The sequence below is a fragment of the Eubacterium limosum genome, assembly GCF_000807675.2.
Classification (GTDB): domain Bacteria; phylum Bacillota; class Clostridia; order Eubacteriales; family Eubacteriaceae; genus Eubacterium; species Eubacterium limosum.
Genome location: NZ_CP019962.1, coordinates 3,593,244 through 3,609,166 on the forward strand (window position 1 = coordinate 3,593,244; position 15,923 = coordinate 3,609,166).

Sequence of the window (15,923 nt, forward strand, 5' to 3'; positions counted from 1 at the left end):
GCGTTTTAGAGACCTTTTTGGGGGCTGAATGAAAGGTGACGGCAGCGGGGCAATTTCGTATAATGATCTCAACCTCAGCGGTGAGCGCTGAAGAAAAATTTTTAAGGAGGTTCTGATATGAACCAAAACAAACCATCATCCACCACGGCAGCTGCGAGCGAAGCGAAAAAGACCCATATACCGGCCAGAGAGCTGACGCCGCTTCCGAGCTTTTTAAAGTACCTGGGTCTTTCGAGTACGGAGGAAGTGCCGGGCTTTATCCCACCAGTCTTTTCGGTGGACAACCCCAGGGTCTGCCGTCCGGAGGGCTGGAAGCCTGAGGCGACGCCGGCGTTTTTAGAGGGGATGAACCTGGTGCGGGAAATCTCAAAGGTTCGCATGTTTGTGAGCAGCAATCCCTATGATTTTTATGTGACGGCCCCTGGCGGCGGGTGTGTTCTGGAAAACATAAAGCCTGACGGCAGCCGGGAGTGCTGTACGGTCACCGAGGTGCCGGGCACAGAGACAAATCATCTTTTTGAAAAGGACTGGGAGGCGCTTCGAAACCCTGCTCTGCGGGCCACCACCGACGTGGAACTGCTGCTGGACAGCGTCGAAATGGGGCGCATGGTATTTAAAACAATCCTCGACCATGAGGAGCAGTATTTTGTCATGATCGAAAAGGAGGAAATGTAAAATGGCCGCGGCAATTTTTACCCAGACCTTTGAGAGCGCTCTTTTCGGAAAAATCCGCACGCTGGTGGAGCGGGAGGCCGCAGACGGCACGGAGGTCCGGGAATGGCTGGTGGCCGCGGATGTGTGCGCTGCCCTTGGCTACAGCAAGGACGCTTCAAGCATTGTAAAGCGCCATGTCAACCCGGCAGATACGTCGAAACGGCGTATCTCCGACGCCAACGGGCATCCTCAGAACATGCTGGTCATCAACGAGAGCGGCCTGTACGCGCTGATCTTTGGCAGCACAAGACCGGAGGCCCAGACCTTCAAACGCTATGTGACCGCGGTCATTCTGCCGAGTATCCGCAGGTACGGGGCCTATATGGAGGCCGACGTGATGGACCGGGTGCAGGACGACCCCGAGGCCATGCGGGAGCTGATGGACATGCTGAGGGCGGAGACCGCTAAAAACAAGGCTCTGAGCGCAAAAGTGGACAAGCTGGAGATGCGGATAAAGGCGCTTACGCCAAACGCCCTATTCGGCGAGGCCATCACAGCCTCCGAGGGTACCATCTCCATGGGGGACATGGCTAAGCTCCTGCGCCAGAACGGCGTGAACATTGGGCGGAACCGCCTGTTTACAAAGCTGCGCAAAGGCGGTTTTTTAAGCACCCAGAAAGGCAGCTGGAACAAGCCGCTTCAATGGACCATGGAGCAGGGCTATTTTGAGATTGAGGAGGGTTTCTTTGACAGGCCCCTGGGCGGGGAGGGCAAGGCGCTCTGGTCGGTGACCCGTGTCACACCCATAGGCCAGGCCTGCCTGGTGGACTGGTTTTTAGCCCGGGACAGGGAGGCGGCGTTATAAACTATTTCACAGAGCTCGACGCCTTTTATGAATGGCACGCCAGTCTGCCCGATGAGAAAAAGCTGTCGCCCGGGGCCATCGCACTGTGGCATTACCTGCTGTACCGCTGTAATGCCTGCGCGCTGCCGTCCTTAGACGGGCGGTGGCTGTGGCGGGTGGCATTCTGGGTGCGGCCAAAACAGCTGGAACAGGTATTAAAATGCTCTGAACGCCATATCCGCCGCTATCGCAGTGAGCTGGAGGCCTCGGGCCGTCTGAAATACCAGCGGGCCGTTAAAAACAGACAGGTTGGTTTTTACACGCTGATTCCCTTTGCCGACAACGTGGCCCCTGTAATTCTTGAAAATCTTTCCGGTGAGCAGGTGTCCGTTTACGGGCATGTGGATAAGTCGGGCTGAAAATTTCACAAAACAGGATTCAGGGACATTTATGTCCGCAATATTGTCAAAAAAGCAAAAGTGGCGGCAGAATCACGGACGCCCGTGTCCGCCATTAATAATATATTAAATAATATACTATATTAATCTTTTATTATTCAGGAGGTACAGTTTGTCCACAAATCGTTACGGTATCGGAGGAAATCTTGTGAGGCGGAAAAGAGACTATGTGGTCACGGCAGAGTGCTGTGTCCGGGTTGGCTTTCACGCCAGAGATGCGGAGGACGCGGAGGATCAGTTTAACGACTACCTGGCCGCCCTGCAGGGCACCCATCCCGAGGTGATGTTTGCCATACAGGATGTCCGGGAGGATGATGTGCTGTTTTAAACGAACAGCCCAAAAGGGGGAATTACTTGAAGGATGAAAAATACAGCGCCCTGGATGAGTGGGTGCGCAGGGCCGGCGAGGGCGACCAGACCGCCAAGGAAATGCTTCTCATGAGCTTTAAGCCGCTGATTTACAAGCAGGCCGCCAAATACAGGCACCATCACGACAGCCTGGAGGACGCTGTGCAGTACGGGGGTGTGATCCTGCTGGAGGCCGCAGCCGATTACCGGGCCGGGAGCAGCCAGCCCTTTCCGGCCTTTTTAAGCGCCCGCCTGCGCTACCGCTTTGCCGACGCGGGCCGCAGAGCGGCCAGAAGCGGCAGGATGGAGACAAGGCCGCTTCTGCCCGGGGATGAAGCTATTGCCGACCCGGACCCCACGCCCGAGGAATGCCTGCTTGACAAGGCGTCTGACCGCAGCGCCCGGCTTCGGGCCATGGTAGACGCCCTGCCGCCAGAGCGGGCAGAGGTGCTGCGCCTGCACTACTATGGCGGCAAAAGCCTGAAGGCCATCGCCGGTATTCAGGGTGTTGCGCCTGCCACCGTCAAAACCCGGCTTCATCGTGGGCTTCAGGCTCTGCGGCAGCAGCGGGATGCCCTGGAATAGCTGAAAAAGCCGGAGTGTAAGGCTCCGGCTTTTTTATCGGATTTTGATTCGTGTAAAACAGTCTGTCGAATTGCGGTGGTGGATGGTGGCGCCGTTCTTGAGCATTATTTTTAAAGAGGCTGTATTGTCAAGATAGCAGGACAGATAAATTTCATCCTCATCGGGCGGCAAAAGTTCCTTACAGACTTCAATAGCTTGCGCCAGACCCTTTGTGCCATAGCCCCGGCCTCTGTATTCTGGCAGAATGGCATAGGCGAGATGACCCCAGTCCTTTTTTAAAAAATCGTTCAGGTAATGCCGGATTTTAAACAGGCCGACGATCTTTCTATCCTCCCACAGGAAAAAATAAGTGTCCGGGACAAGGCCCTCGGCCACACCAATGCCTCTGGAGGCGTCAATGCGCTCTGGAACCGCCTGATGGACAAAATCGCTGTAGGAAATGCCGTGATATGGGTTTAAAAAGCCGCTTTCACTCTGGATTTCCTGAAAAAACTGGTATTCCTGCCGGGTATCCGCTGTGTTCAATGCCTTTAAATAGAGCATGGCCGCCGCCTCCAATTCATAGCGTTTGTATTTATTTTTAATCATACCACAGATTTATAAAAAGAATATAAAAAAACAATGGTATCCTTCGTGCTGAACAGAATTTTTTGATTTTTTTAAAAATCCGGGAACCTTTTTGATTTTTGAGCGATTGTATTAAGTGTAAGGCCGAAACGCCAAATCAAAAATCAGGAGGTACAGCAAATGGCAACCATTGAAAAAAGTGTAGAATCCGTTGGCATGAAGATCACCGTCAACCATGGCGAGAGGGAAGGAAAGATCGTCAAGTCCTCAAAGACTTATGGCGATGTCGATCCCGCAGTCACCGACGCGTCCTTTGTAGGCACCGCCAAAGCCATCGCCGGCATGCAGGAGCCCATCAGAGAAAAGCAGGTGAAGGTGACAGCCGAGGAGATGGTGGAAGTGGCGTAGGCCGCTTTCACCAATTGAAAATTGAAAATGGAAGATTACAGGGCAAATTCGCAAAGCTGATTTGTACCAGAACCTTCCACTTTTCACCTTCAATCTTCCACTAAAAAAGCAGCGATTTAAACCAGAACCACCAATTTAAAAATCAGGAGGAAACAAACATGGCAGCAGCAACCAGTAAAGATTTAACCATCTATTTTCAGCGCGCGGACGGGAAGGAATTTAAAATCACCATTCCCGATTACAAGGAGGGCATCACAGATGCCGAGATCAGGACAGGGGCTAAGGCTATTTTAGACCAGGGCGCCTTTCTGCCCGACGGCTTTGGCCTGGTCAAGGTGACCGGAGCGGTCCGGACCGACACCACCAAAACCGATGTGGTCATCGAGGAAGCAGTGTAGGAGAAGGGGCGAAAGCCCCTTTTTTATTGATCAAACAGGGAGGAAAACATGAAAAGATTGAAAAAAACATTTATCATCGGGCTGGTCATGGTTTGCGCGGTGGTTTCAATGATGTTTCTGGGAAGCCTTGGCCCCAAAAGAGCTGAGAATGCCGCCATCCCAGAGGCCCCGCCCGCAGGGATAACAGACGCTCCCGTACCCGAAAAGTCCGGGGAACCGGTATTTCCGCCGCCTCAGGACAGTGACAGCGCCCTGCCAGGTGGAGATGCAGAAGCGCGGACGCCCCCCATGGCAACGCCCCACTTTGCCATGGAGGAATACCGGTGTGACTGCCCGGGCTACTGCGACGGCTGGCCCTGCGCTGTGGAACCGGAGCTTTTAGAGAAGATCGAAGCCCTGCGGTGCTATTTTGGGCGGCCGGTCATCATCACCTCGGGCGTGCGGTGCGAGGCCCGCAATGAGGAGGTGGGAGGCGTCAGCTGGTCCTTCCACAAGCGGGGCTGTGCGGCGGACCTGTACTGCCCTGGGGTGGGGGTCGGGGATCTGGCCGCCGGGGCAAAGGACTGCGGGCTGAACGTGCTGCCCTATTACAGCAGCGGCTATATCCATGTGGAAATTTAATTCTTCAGAAATATTTCAGAATTTATTCACAGAAAGATCACAATGATTTGTTATACTAAGCACATACTTAGGAAATAAACCTTGGGGGTGTACGAAATGACGAAGACAAAAAAGACAGACCAGCTGACCATTATGGTCCTCGCGCTGTTGATTTTAATGACCGCTGCCCTTGCAGGGCTATTTCAATCCACACAGTCGCTCATTCAGAGCCGTGGAAGCGCGGCCGCTTCTGCGGTGACAGCCGTTCAGACCCTGGCTGAGGAGAGACCCGCGGCAGGGAGCAGTGTGCTGGCTGAGCGCGTCTGCGATTTTATCTGAAAAAAACGGCTTGAAATTTAAAAATTTTCATTTCCTTTTTTGAATTTGGGTATATAATAGTTATAATAGCTTAACACATAGGAGGATATGATATGAACGAGATTTTTAATCGCGCCAGCGTCAGAGTGTTTAAAGACGCGCCGGTCGAAAAGGAAAAAATAGAAATGCTGTTAAAGGCAGCCATGCAGGCACCGTCTGCCGGAAACCAGCGGCCCTGGGAATTCATTGTGGTCGAGGACAAAAAGACACTGGAACAGCTGTCCGAAACCGACCCTTACGCCAAATTTGTGGCCAAGGTGCCGGCGGCCATCGTGGCGCTTGGCAACACCGATGAAATGCGTTTCCCGGAACACTGGGAACAGGATCTGGGCGCTGCCTGCGAAAATATTCTGCTGGAGGCTGTGAGCCAGGAGCTGGGCGCAGTATGGCTGGGTGTGGCCCCACTTAAGGAACGCATGGACCACATCACAAAGGTCTTTGACCTGCCGGATAACATCCGTCCCTACGCCATCATTCCTTTTGGCTATGCCAAACGGCCCTATGAGGTGGAAGAACGGTACGATGCTGACCGGGTTCACTTTGAAAAATACACACAAAAATAAATAGAAATTCAATTCAATCAGGCGGTAAAAGACCAGAGTGTCCTTTGCCGCTTTTTCCACGCCATGAAGGAAGCACAAAATAGTACAGAAAATGACAAGAAATTTCCTATCCACAGCGCGTTTTTTGTTATATAACTATAGATAGAAAGATAGCGGAAGATGAAAACGAAAACAAGGAGGCGCGGAAATGAAAAACAGCGTTGCGAGGGAGGGCCGGAACGGGCCGTCCACACGGGCGCACCTTTTGCAGCTGGTGGATAAAAATCTGCTGGTCGAGATCCTGGACGCCTTTACCAATGTGACAGGCCTGACCGCCAACATCGTGGACACAGAAGGACGCTCGATTTTCTCAAAGGCCGACGCCCAGATCAACTGCAGCTTCTGCCAGCTGATCTGGAAGCTGGAGAAGCAGAAGGGCATCCAGCGCTGCAAGGGCGCTTACGCCCGCGCGGGCAAGCAGGCGGCCCTGTTTAACGAGCCCTATATCTTCAGGTGCCCGGGCGGCCTGGTGGAATGGGCGGCGCCCATCATCGTGGACGGCGAGCACCTGGGCAGCGTTATCTGCGGGCAGGTGCTCATGTGGGAGCCTGAGGAGTTTTTCTGGATCGAGCTTGAGGAAATGAACCGGTTGCTCACCGACGATTTTGAGCCGCTGTTTAAGGCCGCCAAGGAGCTTCAGGTGGTGTCGGGTGAAAAGGTGCAGAGCGCAGCCTCACTGCTGTCGGTCATGGCCAATTACATCGTGAACGCGGCCTGGCAGAGTATGCAGCGCAAAAAAGAACTTGAGCTTCAGCAGACGCTCTTAAATGACGAGATCGCCACCCGCAAAAGCCTGGAGGAAAAGCTGAACAGCCAGAGCATGAACTATTATCTCGAAAAGGAAAAAAGCCTGGTCGGCAAGATCAAGCTGGGTGACCTTGACGAATGCCGCAAAATTTTCAAGGTCATGCTGGCCGACATTTTTGCCGATACCGGGCAGAGTAATCTGGCCGTGGTCCGGGCGCGGGTCTTTGAGCTGGTGGTCGTGGTGTCCAGGGCCTCGGTGGAGGCCGGGGTCAACTCGGAACGGCCCATTGGCATCAACGCGGCCTTTATGCAGGAGCTGGGCACCTGCTATTCGACCGAGGAGATCAATACCGCGGCGCTGAAGGTGCTGGAGCGCTATTTTAAAGAGATTCAGACCAACGGCAAGGCCAAGAACCGTCTGGCCATCGAGGGCATCAAGGGTTTTATCCGCAACAATTATAACCGCAACCTGACCCTCGAGGAAATCGCGGATTCGGTTTATCTGAGCCCGTACTATGTCAGCCGGATCTTCAAGGAGAGCCAGAGCATCACCGTCATGGACTATGTGACACGGGTCAAGCTGGACGAGGCTAAGAAGATGCTGGGCAACACGCGGTATAAAATCGACGAGATCGCTGTGCGGCTGGGCTATAGTGACGCGAGCTATTTCTCAAAGGTGTTCAAAAAAAATGAAGGCATGACGCCGACGCAGTTCAGGCAGAGCCGGTAGGCGTGCAGAGCATGTGGATAGGGGGAAAACGCATGGATCAGATTATTATGGAAATACAGCAGGGCCTGGTGGACGGTGACGCAGAGTATGTAAAGGGCAAAACCGAGGCCGCCCTGGGGCTTGAAATCGGCCCGGAAGCCATCATTAAAAAGGCGCTGATTCCGACCATGGACAAAATCGGCCGGGAGTTCAGAGAAGGGGAGATCTATATCCCCGATGTGCTGATGTCGTCCCGGGCCATGCACGCCAGCCTTTATGTGCTCAAGCCGCTGCTCACAAAGGCCATGAGCCATCACAAGGGTAAGGTGGTCATCGGCACGGTGGCCGGCGATCTGCATGATATCGGGAAGAACATGGTCACCTGGAGCCTTCAGGGCGAGGGCTATGAGGTCATCGACCTTGGCATCGATGTGCTGCCCGCCAGCTTTGTGGTCGCCATCCGGGAATGCCAGCCGGATATTTTAGCCATGTCTGCCCTGCTGACCACCACCATCGGCGAGATTCGCAATGTGATCCAGGAGGTGACTGACGAAGGCCTCCGGGACAAGGTGAAGATCATTGTGGGCGGCGGGCCCGTCACCCAGGACTTTGCCGACGAGGTGGGCGCCAACGGCTACGGCAAGGATATCTTTGGGGCCATCGACACGGTCAACCATATTCTTGGCAGGGGCAGCGGCTATTTTGGGACAAGTGAGGTGTGAGAAATGTGTGAAAAAAAGCCGGATATCATCCTGTTTACGGGGTTTTTAGGCTCAGGAAAGACAACCATGCTGCTTAAGACAATCAAACTGCTGGCGGCGGAAAATAAAAAGTGCGCCATCATCGTCAACGAGATCGGCGAGGTGGGCATCGACAACCGGCAGATGCGCAAGCTGGGCTATGACGTGCTCGATCTCTTCGGCGGCTGTGTGTGCTGCACGCTCAAGGTGACATTGGAGGCCACCATCAACCATTTGCTGACAGAATACGACGGCCTTGACTATATCCTGTTTGAGCCGTCCGGCATGGCCGATCCGGCCTCCATGTACCCGTCCATGGAAAACTGCGGGTACACGCCCGAGGATATCCGCAATGTGTTTATCTTTGACCCGCTGCGGGTAGATCTGTACCGCGTGCGGCTGAACAGCCTGCTCAGGAGTTCCCTGGGGCTGGCCCGGGCGGTGGTGATCAACAAGATTGATGAGGCCCCCGAGTGCGCTGTGCGCGAGGCGGAGGGCATGGTCCGGGAGCTTGAGGACAGGCTGCCGGTCTTTAAAATGGATGTCAGCACTGGGCTGACACCGGCATTCAAGACATATTTAGTCCGTTAGGCAGGAGAAAATAATGTATCAAAATGAATTTATTCCAGCGGTTTTCAAGCTTCAGTTTAAATCCGACGGCCCTATGACGCCAGAGGATTGGGAGGAAATGATCGGCAGCCTGATGGGCGTGTACGCTAAGCGCATCTCTGAAAAGGAAAAGACCTTTATCGGCCATATCAAGGGGCTGGCAGAGCTTTCGGACACAGCCTTTATCAAGTTCAGCTGTGTCAACGCCTTGTCCGGCGTCCATCACGAGTACACCGGCGGAAAGGAAATGTCGGGCCAGGTGGAGATGGTCATCAATTCCCTGGTCAGCGGCATCACTGCCGGGGAGAGCCGGAAGCTTTTAAACCTTTCCTGGCTGCTTGTCGAGAAGGACTATAGCCAGGTGGTCATGCGGGTGACAGAAACTTTTACAGAGGAAGCTCATGAACACCATCACCACGATGGAGAGGACTGTCCCATCTGCCACGGCCATCACCATAAAAATGGAAAATTGAAAATGGAAAATGAAAAATTTCGGAATGCTTTTGCTAAAGTCAAAAGCCATTAAAGCTGCGGATACAAGACCGCTGGCGCAATTTAAATTCTTAAAAAGACGATGTTTTAAAATAACAATGTCTTTTTTTAATGATATTTTAGTATAGTAATTATAAAAAGCAAGATATTACCGAAAAGTATAGGAATCGTCCAAAGACAGAAAGCCTTGCTGGGTGTATTATAATATCATAAATAATTATTTAATAAGTCCCGCGGGGTTATAATGATGTATATTTTAATAAAGAGGAGTGTATTAAAGCGTTAAAGAGATGTATTAAAAAAGTATAATTTAGGATTAGGGAGGCTCTTATGGAATTTAAAGTAATCACAAATCTGATGGCAGATCTGGAAGAAGAAAAGCTCATAGTGTTTGTGGATGAATTTTTAGCTTTAGATCCATCGAGGGAAGAAGGATTAAATGTGATTGAAGCCTGCCGTCGGGGAACGGAGAAGGTCGGAACACTTTTTGAGACTGGGGAATACTTTGCAGGGGATTTGTTACTGGCAGGCCAGCTCTTTAAAGAGGTAAAAAAACGGCTGGAACCTGTGGTCGGCAGCAAAATGGATGACCTGAAGTCTGGCGCCATTGCCCTTGGCCCTGTTTATGGAGATGGACAGGGGGACGGGAATGCGATTTTCCGGCGCCTGGTGGAAATGGCCGGGTTCATTGTCATCAACCCTTGTTACAAAGACTCCCTTCAGCATTCAACGAACTAAAAAGTGGAGGATACAAAAATGGCAAAGAAATTTGATAAACTGGCAATTAATAATCTGGATGATTTTATTTACGGTTCCTGCCCGAACCCAGTCACCACCAAGAGCGGCATGGTCATCGGCGGCGGCACCATCTATCCGGAAATCAACTTCACGCTTCCAGGCATGGATGTCAACGATGCGACCATCAACAAGGCTCTGGGCATTTATTCAAACATCATTGACGGTGTGCTCAAAAGGGCGGCAGAGCTCTACGCGCCCGGCGTACTGGTCGAATTTGAAACTGTGCCGGACTTTACCGAGCATCCTAAATATGGGATTGACGCCAACCGTATTTTAATCAATGGCATTAAGGAAGCGGCAGACAAGTACGGTCTTAAGGCATCACTGCGGACCACCCCCAACGACCTGCGCGAAATGAGCCGTCCTCCGGTCATGCGCGGCGGCAAGTACTGGGATACCATGCTGGAGCTGTACGAACAGTGCGCCAAGGATGGATCGGACTTTTTATCCATCGAATCGACCGGGGGTAAGGAAATCAATGACGAAGCCCTCGTAAAGGCCGATATCCGAAAAGCCATTTTCGCCATGGGCGTGCTGGGCTGCCGTGATATGGAATACCTCTGGGGCAACCTGGTTAAATTATCCGACGCTAACGGCTGCTTCGCCGCTGGCGACTCTGCCTGCGGCTTTGCCAACACCGCCATGGTGCTGGCTGAAAAAGGCTTTATCCCCCATGTGTTCGCAGCCGTTATGCGTGTTGTGGCAGTGCCGAGAGCGCTGGTGGCCTTTGAACAGGGCGCGGTTGGCCCGAGCAAGGACTGCGCCTATGAAGGCCCATACCTCAAGGCCATTACCGGCAGCCCCATCGCCATGGAAGGTAAGAGCGCTGCTGGCGCCCACCTGAGCCCCATTGGCAACATCGCGGCAGCGGTGGCCGATACCTGGAGTAATGAATCCATCCAGCAGGTTAAGCTTTTATCCGAAATGGCGCCTGTAGTTGGCATGGAGCAGCTTGTGTACGACTGCCGCCTCATGAACGTGGCCAAGGAAAAGGGCCAGGGCCTTATGATGCGCGACCTGCTCGTTGAATCTGACGCGCCGCTGGATGTCCAGGCATGGGTTTTAAGACCCGATGTTGTGATTAAGATCGCCGGCGGGCTGGTGAAAGAGCAGGATAATTTCCTGAGAACCAAACTGGCCGCCAAATTAACCATTAACGAGCTGCGCGACGCCATCCAGGCCGAAAAGGTTAAGGCTGACCGCCGCGACATGAAATGGCTCGACAAGATGGAAAAAGCAGTGGACAAGATTCCAGACGATCCGGAACAGTTCTATGCAGAAATCAAACCAGAGCTGGACATGGACAAATGGCATCCTGAAGGCTACGGCTTAAAGGCTTAACTTTTGATATTAATAATCTAAAAACAGAACAAAAAATTCACTATTAAACATTTTTAAAAATTGGATAATTCCTTCCGGTGCGGCTTAGTACACACTGCGCGCCGGAAGAGCAGGTAAGCAGTTTTAATCAGGAATAAAAACAAAAATCGGAGGATATAAAAATGGCAATTTTAGAAGATATTCAAAACTGTGTGTTAGACGGCGAGCTGGATGAAATCAAGGATCTGGTGCAGAAGGCAGTGGATGAGGGAATCGACCCTGCCACCATCATCAACGACGGCCTGATCGGCGGCATGAACATTGTCGCGCCGCTGTTTAAGAGCGGTGAAATGTTTGTCCCGGAAGTCATGGAATCCGCGGATACCATGAACGAAGGCATGCAGGTGGTTAAGCCCCTGATCACCGATGCGGATATGCCCACCAAGGGTAAGGTCATCATCGGCACCGTCAACGGTGACCTGCACGACATCGGTAAAAACCTGGTGGTCTTAATGATGGAAAGCCGGGGCTACACCGTAGTAGACCTGGGTGTGGATGTGAAGGAAGACCAGTTTGTACAAGCCATCAAAGAACACAAGCCGGACATTGTAGGCATGTCCTCACTGCTCACCACCACCATGATGAAGATTGACGATACCATCAAGGTTATCAACGACGCAGGCGTCCGGGGCGATGTCAGGATCATCATCGGCGGCGCGCCCATCTCACAGGAATTTGCCGATGATGTGGGCGCGGACGGCTACTCAGAGGACGCCTCCACCGCCGTTGAGCTTTGCGACCGCATGATGGCAATGTAGCAGACAGCGAATAAAATTTTGACGAACAGGAGGCATCCTATATGCTGACAATTGTTGGTGAACTCATTAATACCAGCCGCCCCGCAGTCAAGGAGGCGGTAAACAACAAAGATGAAGCGTTCATCCGGGAGCTTGCCAGAAAGCAGGCAGACGCCGGTGCGACCTATATCGACGTCAACTGTGGTAATATGGTCAAGAATGAACTGGAAATAATGGAATGGCTTGTGAACATTGTTCAGGACGAGGTCGACACCCCCCTGTGCATTGACAGCCCCGACGCCAGGGCGCTGGACGTGGGTCTGGCGCTTTGTAAGAATGGCCGTCCCATGATCAATTCCATCTCCGACGAGGACGAGCGTTACGAATCGGTTCTTCCTCTGATTAAAAAGTATAACGCAAAAATCGTCGTGCTGTGCATGGACTCCACTGGTATGCCCGAAACCTCAGCCGACCGCATGAAGGTTGTAAAGAACCTCCATGCCAAGCTTAAGGCCGAAGGCATCGCCGATGACGACATGTATTTTGACCCGCTGGTCAAGCCCATCAGCAGCGTTACCAGCGCCGGAGAGGAAGTGCTTGACACCATCCGGCAGATCCGGCAGGATTACCCTGATGTACACTTTATGTGCGGTTTGAGCAATATTTCCTATGGCCTGCCGAACCGCAGCATCCTCAATCGTTTGTTTGTTGTCCAGACAATGACCCTGGGGATGGACGGCTACGTCCTTGACCCCACCAATGGCAAAATGATGGCGGATATCATCACCGCCACAGCCCTCCTGGGCAAGGATAACTATTGCAGCAAATATATTAAAGCCCACCGAAAGGGCAAGCTTGACGCATCGCCTGACGCGTAACCCGATGATTTCATTCTCCAAGTGAAATGATCACCCCTCTATGGCCGGCGGCAGGTTGCCGCTGGCTGCTCATCAATTGAATCAATCATTTAAGAAAATAACCCTTCAAAAAAATTTTTAACATTTAACAGTAAGCATCTTAACAGTAAAAAAGGATGCCCTCTTTTAGGGGCATCCTTTTTCAGCATTCACTGGAGATACGCCGAAACGGCGTACCTCCAGGCGGAGCGTATCAATCTCTTACAGAACCCTCACTCTGATGGTTTAATTAATCCTTGCCCCAGGCGTAAAAGCACTGTATAATAGATATAATGAGAAACTGAGGAGCCTGTATATGAAAAAGATTGAGGAAAAGGCAGTCGCCTTTGCAAAATCCATATGGGAGGATTATCTCATCAACCGCGATCTGCTGAAGCTGACCAGTGTATTTGATGACAACGCTTCCTATATCGGCACCGGAGACGGCGAAATCTGTTATAGTCTGGAACAGGTTCGCACAGCGCTCTTGGGTGAGACTAAGGAGTGGAGCGGCCATTTTACCATTGATGACCAGTGGTATGAGGTACGGGTCATGAGTGACGAATTTGTCGTTGTTTTTGGAGGCTTTGACGCCCATGAGGCCAGTGACAACCCATTGGTTGCGGCCATGCACACCCGATTTTCCCTGACACTGCGGGTAAGCGGTGATACCTTTAAGATTATCCACCTGCACCACTCAGTCCCAAACTTAGAACAGCTGGAGGGAGAGTTCTTTCCTAAGACCATTACGGAAAAACGCAACGAGGAATTCCGTCACGCCCTTGAGCAGAAAACCAACGAACTCAGGCGGCTGGCTCAGCTGGACTCGCTGACCGGCCTTTTGAACCGGGTCAGTGTCGAGCAGGAGATCAACACCTGCCTCGAGCAGGGCACCAGGGGTGTGCTGCTGATGATTGATATTGATGATTTTAAGGAGATTAACGACGTGTTCGGCCATCTGGCCGGCGATACTGTGCTCAAGGTCCTGTCCAACCGGATACGCGAGAGCTTTGGCGGCCAGAGCATCATGGGCCGTGTGGGCGGCGACGAGTTCGTGGTCTTTGCAGAAAAGACAGCTGACCGGGCAGGCATCGGCCAGACTGCGCAAAAGTTCTGTGAGATTGTCACACAGCCTGTCATGGATATTCCCGGCTGCAGCATCACTGTGAGCATTGGCATTGCCCAGTCGCCGGACAACGGCAGCACCTACAGCGCACTGGTGCGTTCGGCCGATCAGGCCCTGTACGCGCGCAAGAAAAACAGTAAAAACGGCTATGTATTCGCCGGTTAAACGGCAGTGAGAGCGGCTTAGAGGCTGCTCTTTTTATTTAGGCGCCAAAAAAGCGAAAAAAATACTTAAATTTTGTCACAGCGGACTTTGGCGGTCGTCTAATCCTGTATAAGCATAAAGGAGGAAACATGATGATTTCAGAAAAAGAGATGAACACTTTTATCCGACGCGCCGTAGAAGGGGATAAGGACGCACTGGGGACAGTGCTGGAATCGGTCCAGGATATGGTTTTTAACCTGTCACTGCGCATGATGGGGATGATTGAGGACGCCGAGGACGCCACCCAGGAGATCATGATCCGTGTTATGACAAGCCTGTCGTCCTTCAAGGGAGAGAGCCTTTTCTCCACCTGGGTTTACCGCATCGCCAAAAACTATCTGGTGGATTACCGCCGTTCGCGTTTTGACCGTCAGCCCCTCACCTTTGATTTTTATGCCCGCGATATTGAGCAGGGCATGGCCGAGCGCTGCCCGGACCCCCAGGCTGGGGTGGACGCCGAGCTTCTGGCCGAGGAGCTGAAGCTTTCCTGTACCAATGTCATGCTGCAATGCCTGGACGCAGAAAGCCGCTGCATCTACGTGCTGGGCGCCATGTTCAGGATTGACAGCGCCATGGGAGCGGATATTTTTGACACAACGCCGGAAAACTACCGCCAGAAGCTCTCCCGCATCCGCAGACAGGTCAATGACTTCCTGAAAAAATACTGCGGCCTCAGCGGAAGCGGCATGTGCGCCTGTAACAAGCGCCTTGGCTACGCAGTGGGACAGAAGCGCCTGGACCCTGCGCGACTGGAGTACAGCGCTTTAGAGGTCTGTAAAAGGGAAATGGAAAACATGGACGCCCTGGCCGGTGTGTTTGAAAGCCTGCCAGAGTATCGTGTGCCGGAAAATGCCCGGGCCTTTATCGACAGCCTGGTGGCTTCAGACTCAATGGCCTCGATTCAGGAAGCAGGGAGGATATAAGATGAACGATTGTGAAAAAATGCTGGATTTCCTGGCACAGCTGCGGGATAATAACTCGCTGGAATGGATGCACAGCCATCAGCCAGAGTACAAGGCCGCCCGCGCCGCCTTTGTCAGCCTTGTGTCAGATTTAATGGAAAAGCTGCTGCCTGACGAGCCCGGCCTGGGCCTCATAAATCCCAGCGACCTTGTTTTCAGGCTCAACAGGGACACCCGCTTCAGCAAGGATAAAAGCCCTTACACGCCGGCGTTCCGCGCGCATATTTCGCCGGAGGGCAGGGGGATGGTGCCAGTGGGGGACTATCTTTTTGTATCGCCAGGCCAGATTTTTCTGGGCGGCGGCGTCTTTCATGGCAAAATGCCCGAGATTACCAGGCGTATAAGAGATCAGATTGTGTTGGAGGGCAGCAGCTTTGAGAGTGTTTTAGAGTCGCCGGCTTTCTGCGAAAAGCTGACGCTCCAGGGTGAAAAGCTTAAAAATGTGCCGCGTGGTTACGATAAAGAACATCCTTATGGCGAACTTTTAAAGCATAAGTCATGGTATGTGGAGTACCCTATAGGAAAAGACCTGTTTTTGGACCGCGAGGCCTTTTTAGAGGAGGCCGTGGATGTGTTCAGACGGATTAAACCCTTTAATGACTTTATCAACAAGGCTTTGGAAGGCCTTGAGATGCCCGGAAAAAGATAGGAATAAGCATTAAAAAATCCCACGAATGATTC

General features: G+C 52.4%; 22 protein-coding genes. 21 read left to right on the forward strand and 1 reads right to left on the reverse strand.

Annotated features, from left to right (window positions below; genetic code table 11):
* The first annotated feature begins 117 nt into the window (after positions 1-117).
* The 5 genes from B2M23_RS16780 to B2M23_RS16800 all read left to right on the forward strand — a co-directional run bounded on the left by B2M23_RS16780 (position 118) and on the right by B2M23_RS16800 (position 2,889).
* Positions 118-675 carry a hypothetical protein gene (locus B2M23_RS16780; RefSeq protein WP_038352374.1) on the forward strand — a complete coding sequence of 186 codons (558 nt, stop codon included), beginning with the start codon at positions 118-120 and terminating at the stop codon, positions 673-675.
* 1 nt (position 676) lies between these two features.
* The gene (locus B2M23_RS16785) at positions 677-1,519 is read left to right on the forward strand and encodes a phage antirepressor KilAC domain-containing protein (protein ID WP_052237247.1); all 843 of its coding nucleotides are present in this window, start codon (positions 677-679) and stop codon (positions 1,517-1,519) included.
* A gap of 167 nt (positions 1,520-1,686) precedes the next feature.
* The gene (locus tag B2M23_RS16790) at positions 1,687-1,917 is read left to right on the forward strand and encodes a hypothetical protein (protein ID WP_038352375.1); all 231 of its coding nucleotides are present in this window, start codon (positions 1,687-1,689) and stop codon (positions 1,915-1,917) included.
* Positions 1,918-2,068: 151 nt separating this feature from the next.
* Positions 2,069-2,284, forward strand: a complete 216-nt coding sequence (locus tag B2M23_RS16795) for a hypothetical protein (RefSeq protein ID WP_038352376.1) — start codon at positions 2,069-2,071, stop codon at positions 2,282-2,284.
* 26 nt (positions 2,285-2,310) lie between these two features.
* Entirely contained in the window at positions 2,311-2,889 is a 579-nt protein-coding gene (locus B2M23_RS16800; RefSeq protein ID WP_052237248.1) for an RNA polymerase sigma factor, read from the forward strand.
* A 33-nt stretch (positions 2,890-2,922) separates the two neighbouring features.
* Here B2M23_RS16800 and B2M23_RS16805 read toward each other — a convergent pair whose 3' ends face one another.
* A complete protein-coding gene (locus tag B2M23_RS16805) occupies positions 2,923-3,432 on the reverse strand; it encodes a GNAT family N-acetyltransferase (protein WP_038352377.1) in 510 nt (169 codons plus the stop codon).
* 204 nt (positions 3,433-3,636) lie between these two features.
* On the opposite strand from B2M23_RS16805, the gene B2M23_RS16810 reads away from it, so the two are divergent.
* The 16 genes from B2M23_RS16810 (at position 3,637) to B2M23_RS16885 (ending at position 15,891) form a co-directional block, all read left to right on the forward strand.
* Complete coding sequence (locus B2M23_RS16810) at positions 3,637-3,864, forward strand: DUF1659 domain-containing protein (protein WP_038352378.1); 228 nt, start codon at positions 3,637-3,639, stop codon at positions 3,862-3,864.
* 158 nt (positions 3,865-4,022) lie between these two features.
* Positions 4,023-4,262: a DUF2922 domain-containing protein gene (locus B2M23_RS16815; RefSeq protein ID WP_038352379.1), complete on the forward strand. Its 240-nt coding sequence runs from the start codon at positions 4,023-4,025 to the stop codon at positions 4,260-4,262.
* 48 nt (positions 4,263-4,310) lie between these two features.
* Positions 4,311-4,883: a YcbK family protein gene (locus tag B2M23_RS16820; protein ID WP_081571263.1), complete on the forward strand. Its 573-nt coding sequence runs from the start codon at positions 4,311-4,313 to the stop codon at positions 4,881-4,883.
* A 96-nt stretch (positions 4,884-4,979) separates the two neighbouring features.
* A complete protein-coding gene (locus B2M23_RS16825; protein ID WP_038352380.1) occupies positions 4,980-5,201 on the forward strand; it encodes a hypothetical protein in 222 nt (73 codons plus the stop codon).
* 92 nt (positions 5,202-5,293) lie between these two features.
* Positions 5,294-5,803, forward strand: a complete 510-nt coding sequence (locus B2M23_RS16830) for a nitroreductase family protein (RefSeq protein WP_038352381.1) — start codon at positions 5,294-5,296, stop codon at positions 5,801-5,803.
* A 187-nt stretch (positions 5,804-5,990) separates the two neighbouring features.
* Complete coding sequence (locus B2M23_RS16835; protein ID WP_038352382.1) at positions 5,991-7,319, forward strand: PocR ligand-binding domain-containing protein; 1,329 nt, start codon at positions 5,991-5,993, stop codon at positions 7,317-7,319.
* A gap of 32 nt (positions 7,320-7,351) precedes the next feature.
* Positions 7,352-8,020: a cobalamin B12-binding domain-containing protein gene (locus B2M23_RS16840; protein ID WP_038352383.1), complete on the forward strand. Its 669-nt coding sequence runs from the start codon at positions 7,352-7,354 to the stop codon at positions 8,018-8,020.
* A 3-nt stretch (positions 8,021-8,023) separates the two neighbouring features.
* Positions 8,024-8,629 carry a GTP-binding protein gene (locus tag B2M23_RS16845; RefSeq protein WP_038352384.1) on the forward strand — a complete coding sequence of 202 codons (606 nt, stop codon included), beginning with the start codon at positions 8,024-8,026 and terminating at the stop codon, positions 8,627-8,629.
* Positions 8,630-8,642: 13 nt separating this feature from the next.
* Positions 8,643-9,173: a hypothetical protein gene (locus B2M23_RS16850; protein WP_038352385.1), complete on the forward strand. Its 531-nt coding sequence runs from the start codon at positions 8,643-8,645 to the stop codon at positions 9,171-9,173.
* Between the two features lie 296 nt (positions 9,174-9,469).
* The gene (locus B2M23_RS16855; protein WP_052237249.1) at positions 9,470-9,877 is read left to right on the forward strand and encodes a B12-binding domain-containing protein; all 408 of its coding nucleotides are present in this window, start codon (positions 9,470-9,472) and stop codon (positions 9,875-9,877) included.
* Between the two features lie 18 nt (positions 9,878-9,895).
* Entirely contained in the window at positions 9,896-11,278 is a 1,383-nt protein-coding gene (locus B2M23_RS16860; RefSeq protein WP_038352386.1) for a methanol--corrinoid methyltransferase, read from the forward strand.
* A 161-nt stretch (positions 11,279-11,439) separates the two neighbouring features.
* The gene (locus B2M23_RS16865; RefSeq protein WP_038352387.1) at positions 11,440-12,075 is read left to right on the forward strand and encodes a cobalamin B12-binding domain-containing protein; all 636 of its coding nucleotides are present in this window, start codon (positions 11,440-11,442) and stop codon (positions 12,073-12,075) included.
* A gap of 44 nt (positions 12,076-12,119) precedes the next feature.
* Positions 12,120-12,932 (forward strand): methyltetrahydrofolate cobalamin methyltransferase, encoded by an 813-nt coding sequence (locus B2M23_RS16870; protein ID WP_038352459.1) that lies wholly within the window; start codon positions 12,120-12,122, stop codon positions 12,930-12,932.
* Positions 12,933-13,266: 334 nt separating this feature from the next.
* On the forward strand, positions 13,267-14,241 hold the full coding sequence (locus B2M23_RS16875; protein ID WP_038352388.1) for a GGDEF domain-containing protein: 975 nt from the start codon (positions 13,267-13,269) through the stop codon (positions 14,239-14,241).
* 128 nt (positions 14,242-14,369) lie between these two features.
* Positions 14,370-15,203 carry an RNA polymerase sigma factor gene (locus B2M23_RS16880; RefSeq protein WP_242945818.1) on the forward strand — a complete coding sequence of 278 codons (834 nt, stop codon included), beginning with the start codon at positions 14,370-14,372 and terminating at the stop codon, positions 15,201-15,203.
* A gap of 1 nt (position 15,204) precedes the next feature.
* On the forward strand, positions 15,205-15,891 hold the full coding sequence (locus B2M23_RS16885; protein WP_038352389.1) for a DUF2461 domain-containing protein: 687 nt from the start codon (positions 15,205-15,207) through the stop codon (positions 15,889-15,891).
* Positions 15,892-15,923 lie beyond the last annotated feature (32 nt).

What these genes read in the sequence shown, in the direction of transcription:
- B2M23_RS16830 (WP_038352381.1), top strand. Translation starts at nt 5,294, where the DNA reads ATGAACGAGATTTTTAATCGCGCCAGCGTCAGAGTGTTTAAAGACGCG.
- B2M23_RS16780 (WP_038352374.1), top strand. Translation starts at nt 118, where the DNA reads ATGAACCAAAACAAACCATCATCCACCACGGCAGCTGCGAGCGAAGCG.
- B2M23_RS16820 (WP_081571263.1), top strand. Translation starts at nt 4,311, where the DNA reads ATGAAAAGATTGAAAAAAACATTTATCATCGGGCTGGTCATGGTTTGC.
- B2M23_RS16850 (WP_038352385.1), top strand. Translation starts at nt 8,643, where the DNA reads ATGTATCAAAATGAATTTATTCCAGCGGTTTTCAAGCTTCAGTTTAAA.
- B2M23_RS16835 (WP_038352382.1), top strand. Translation starts at nt 5,991, where the DNA reads ATGAAAAACAGCGTTGCGAGGGAGGGCCGGAACGGGCCGTCCACACGG.
- B2M23_RS16865 (WP_038352387.1), top strand. Translation starts at nt 11,440, where the DNA reads ATGGCAATTTTAGAAGATATTCAAAACTGTGTGTTAGACGGCGAGCTG.
- B2M23_RS16880 (WP_242945818.1), top strand. Translation starts at nt 14,370, where the DNA reads ATGATGATTTCAGAAAAAGAGATGAACACTTTTATCCGACGCGCCGTA.
- B2M23_RS16810 (WP_038352378.1), top strand. Translation starts at nt 3,637, where the DNA reads ATGGCAACCATTGAAAAAAGTGTAGAATCCGTTGGCATGAAGATCACC.
- B2M23_RS16855 (WP_052237249.1), top strand. Translation starts at nt 9,470, where the DNA reads ATGGAATTTAAAGTAATCACAAATCTGATGGCAGATCTGGAAGAAGAA.
- B2M23_RS16825 (WP_038352380.1), top strand. Translation starts at nt 4,980, where the DNA reads ATGACGAAGACAAAAAAGACAGACCAGCTGACCATTATGGTCCTCGCG.
- B2M23_RS16875 (WP_038352388.1), top strand. Translation starts at nt 13,267, where the DNA reads ATGAAAAAGATTGAGGAAAAGGCAGTCGCCTTTGCAAAATCCATATGG.
- B2M23_RS16845 (WP_038352384.1), top strand. Translation starts at nt 8,024, where the DNA reads ATGTGTGAAAAAAAGCCGGATATCATCCTGTTTACGGGGTTTTTAGGC.
- B2M23_RS16860 (WP_038352386.1), top strand. Translation starts at nt 9,896, where the DNA reads ATGGCAAAGAAATTTGATAAACTGGCAATTAATAATCTGGATGATTTT.
- B2M23_RS16815 (WP_038352379.1), top strand. Translation starts at nt 4,023, where the DNA reads ATGGCAGCAGCAACCAGTAAAGATTTAACCATCTATTTTCAGCGCGCG.
- B2M23_RS16785 (WP_052237247.1), top strand. Translation starts at nt 677, where the DNA reads ATGGCCGCGGCAATTTTTACCCAGACCTTTGAGAGCGCTCTTTTCGGA.
- B2M23_RS16840 (WP_038352383.1), top strand. Translation starts at nt 7,352, where the DNA reads ATGGATCAGATTATTATGGAAATACAGCAGGGCCTGGTGGACGGTGAC.
- B2M23_RS16805 (WP_038352377.1), bottom strand. Translation starts at nt 3,432, where the DNA reads ATGCTCTATTTAAAGGCATTGAACACAGCGGATACCCGGCAGGAATAC.
- B2M23_RS16885 (WP_038352389.1), top strand. Translation starts at nt 15,205, where the DNA reads ATGAACGATTGTGAAAAAATGCTGGATTTCCTGGCACAGCTGCGGGAT.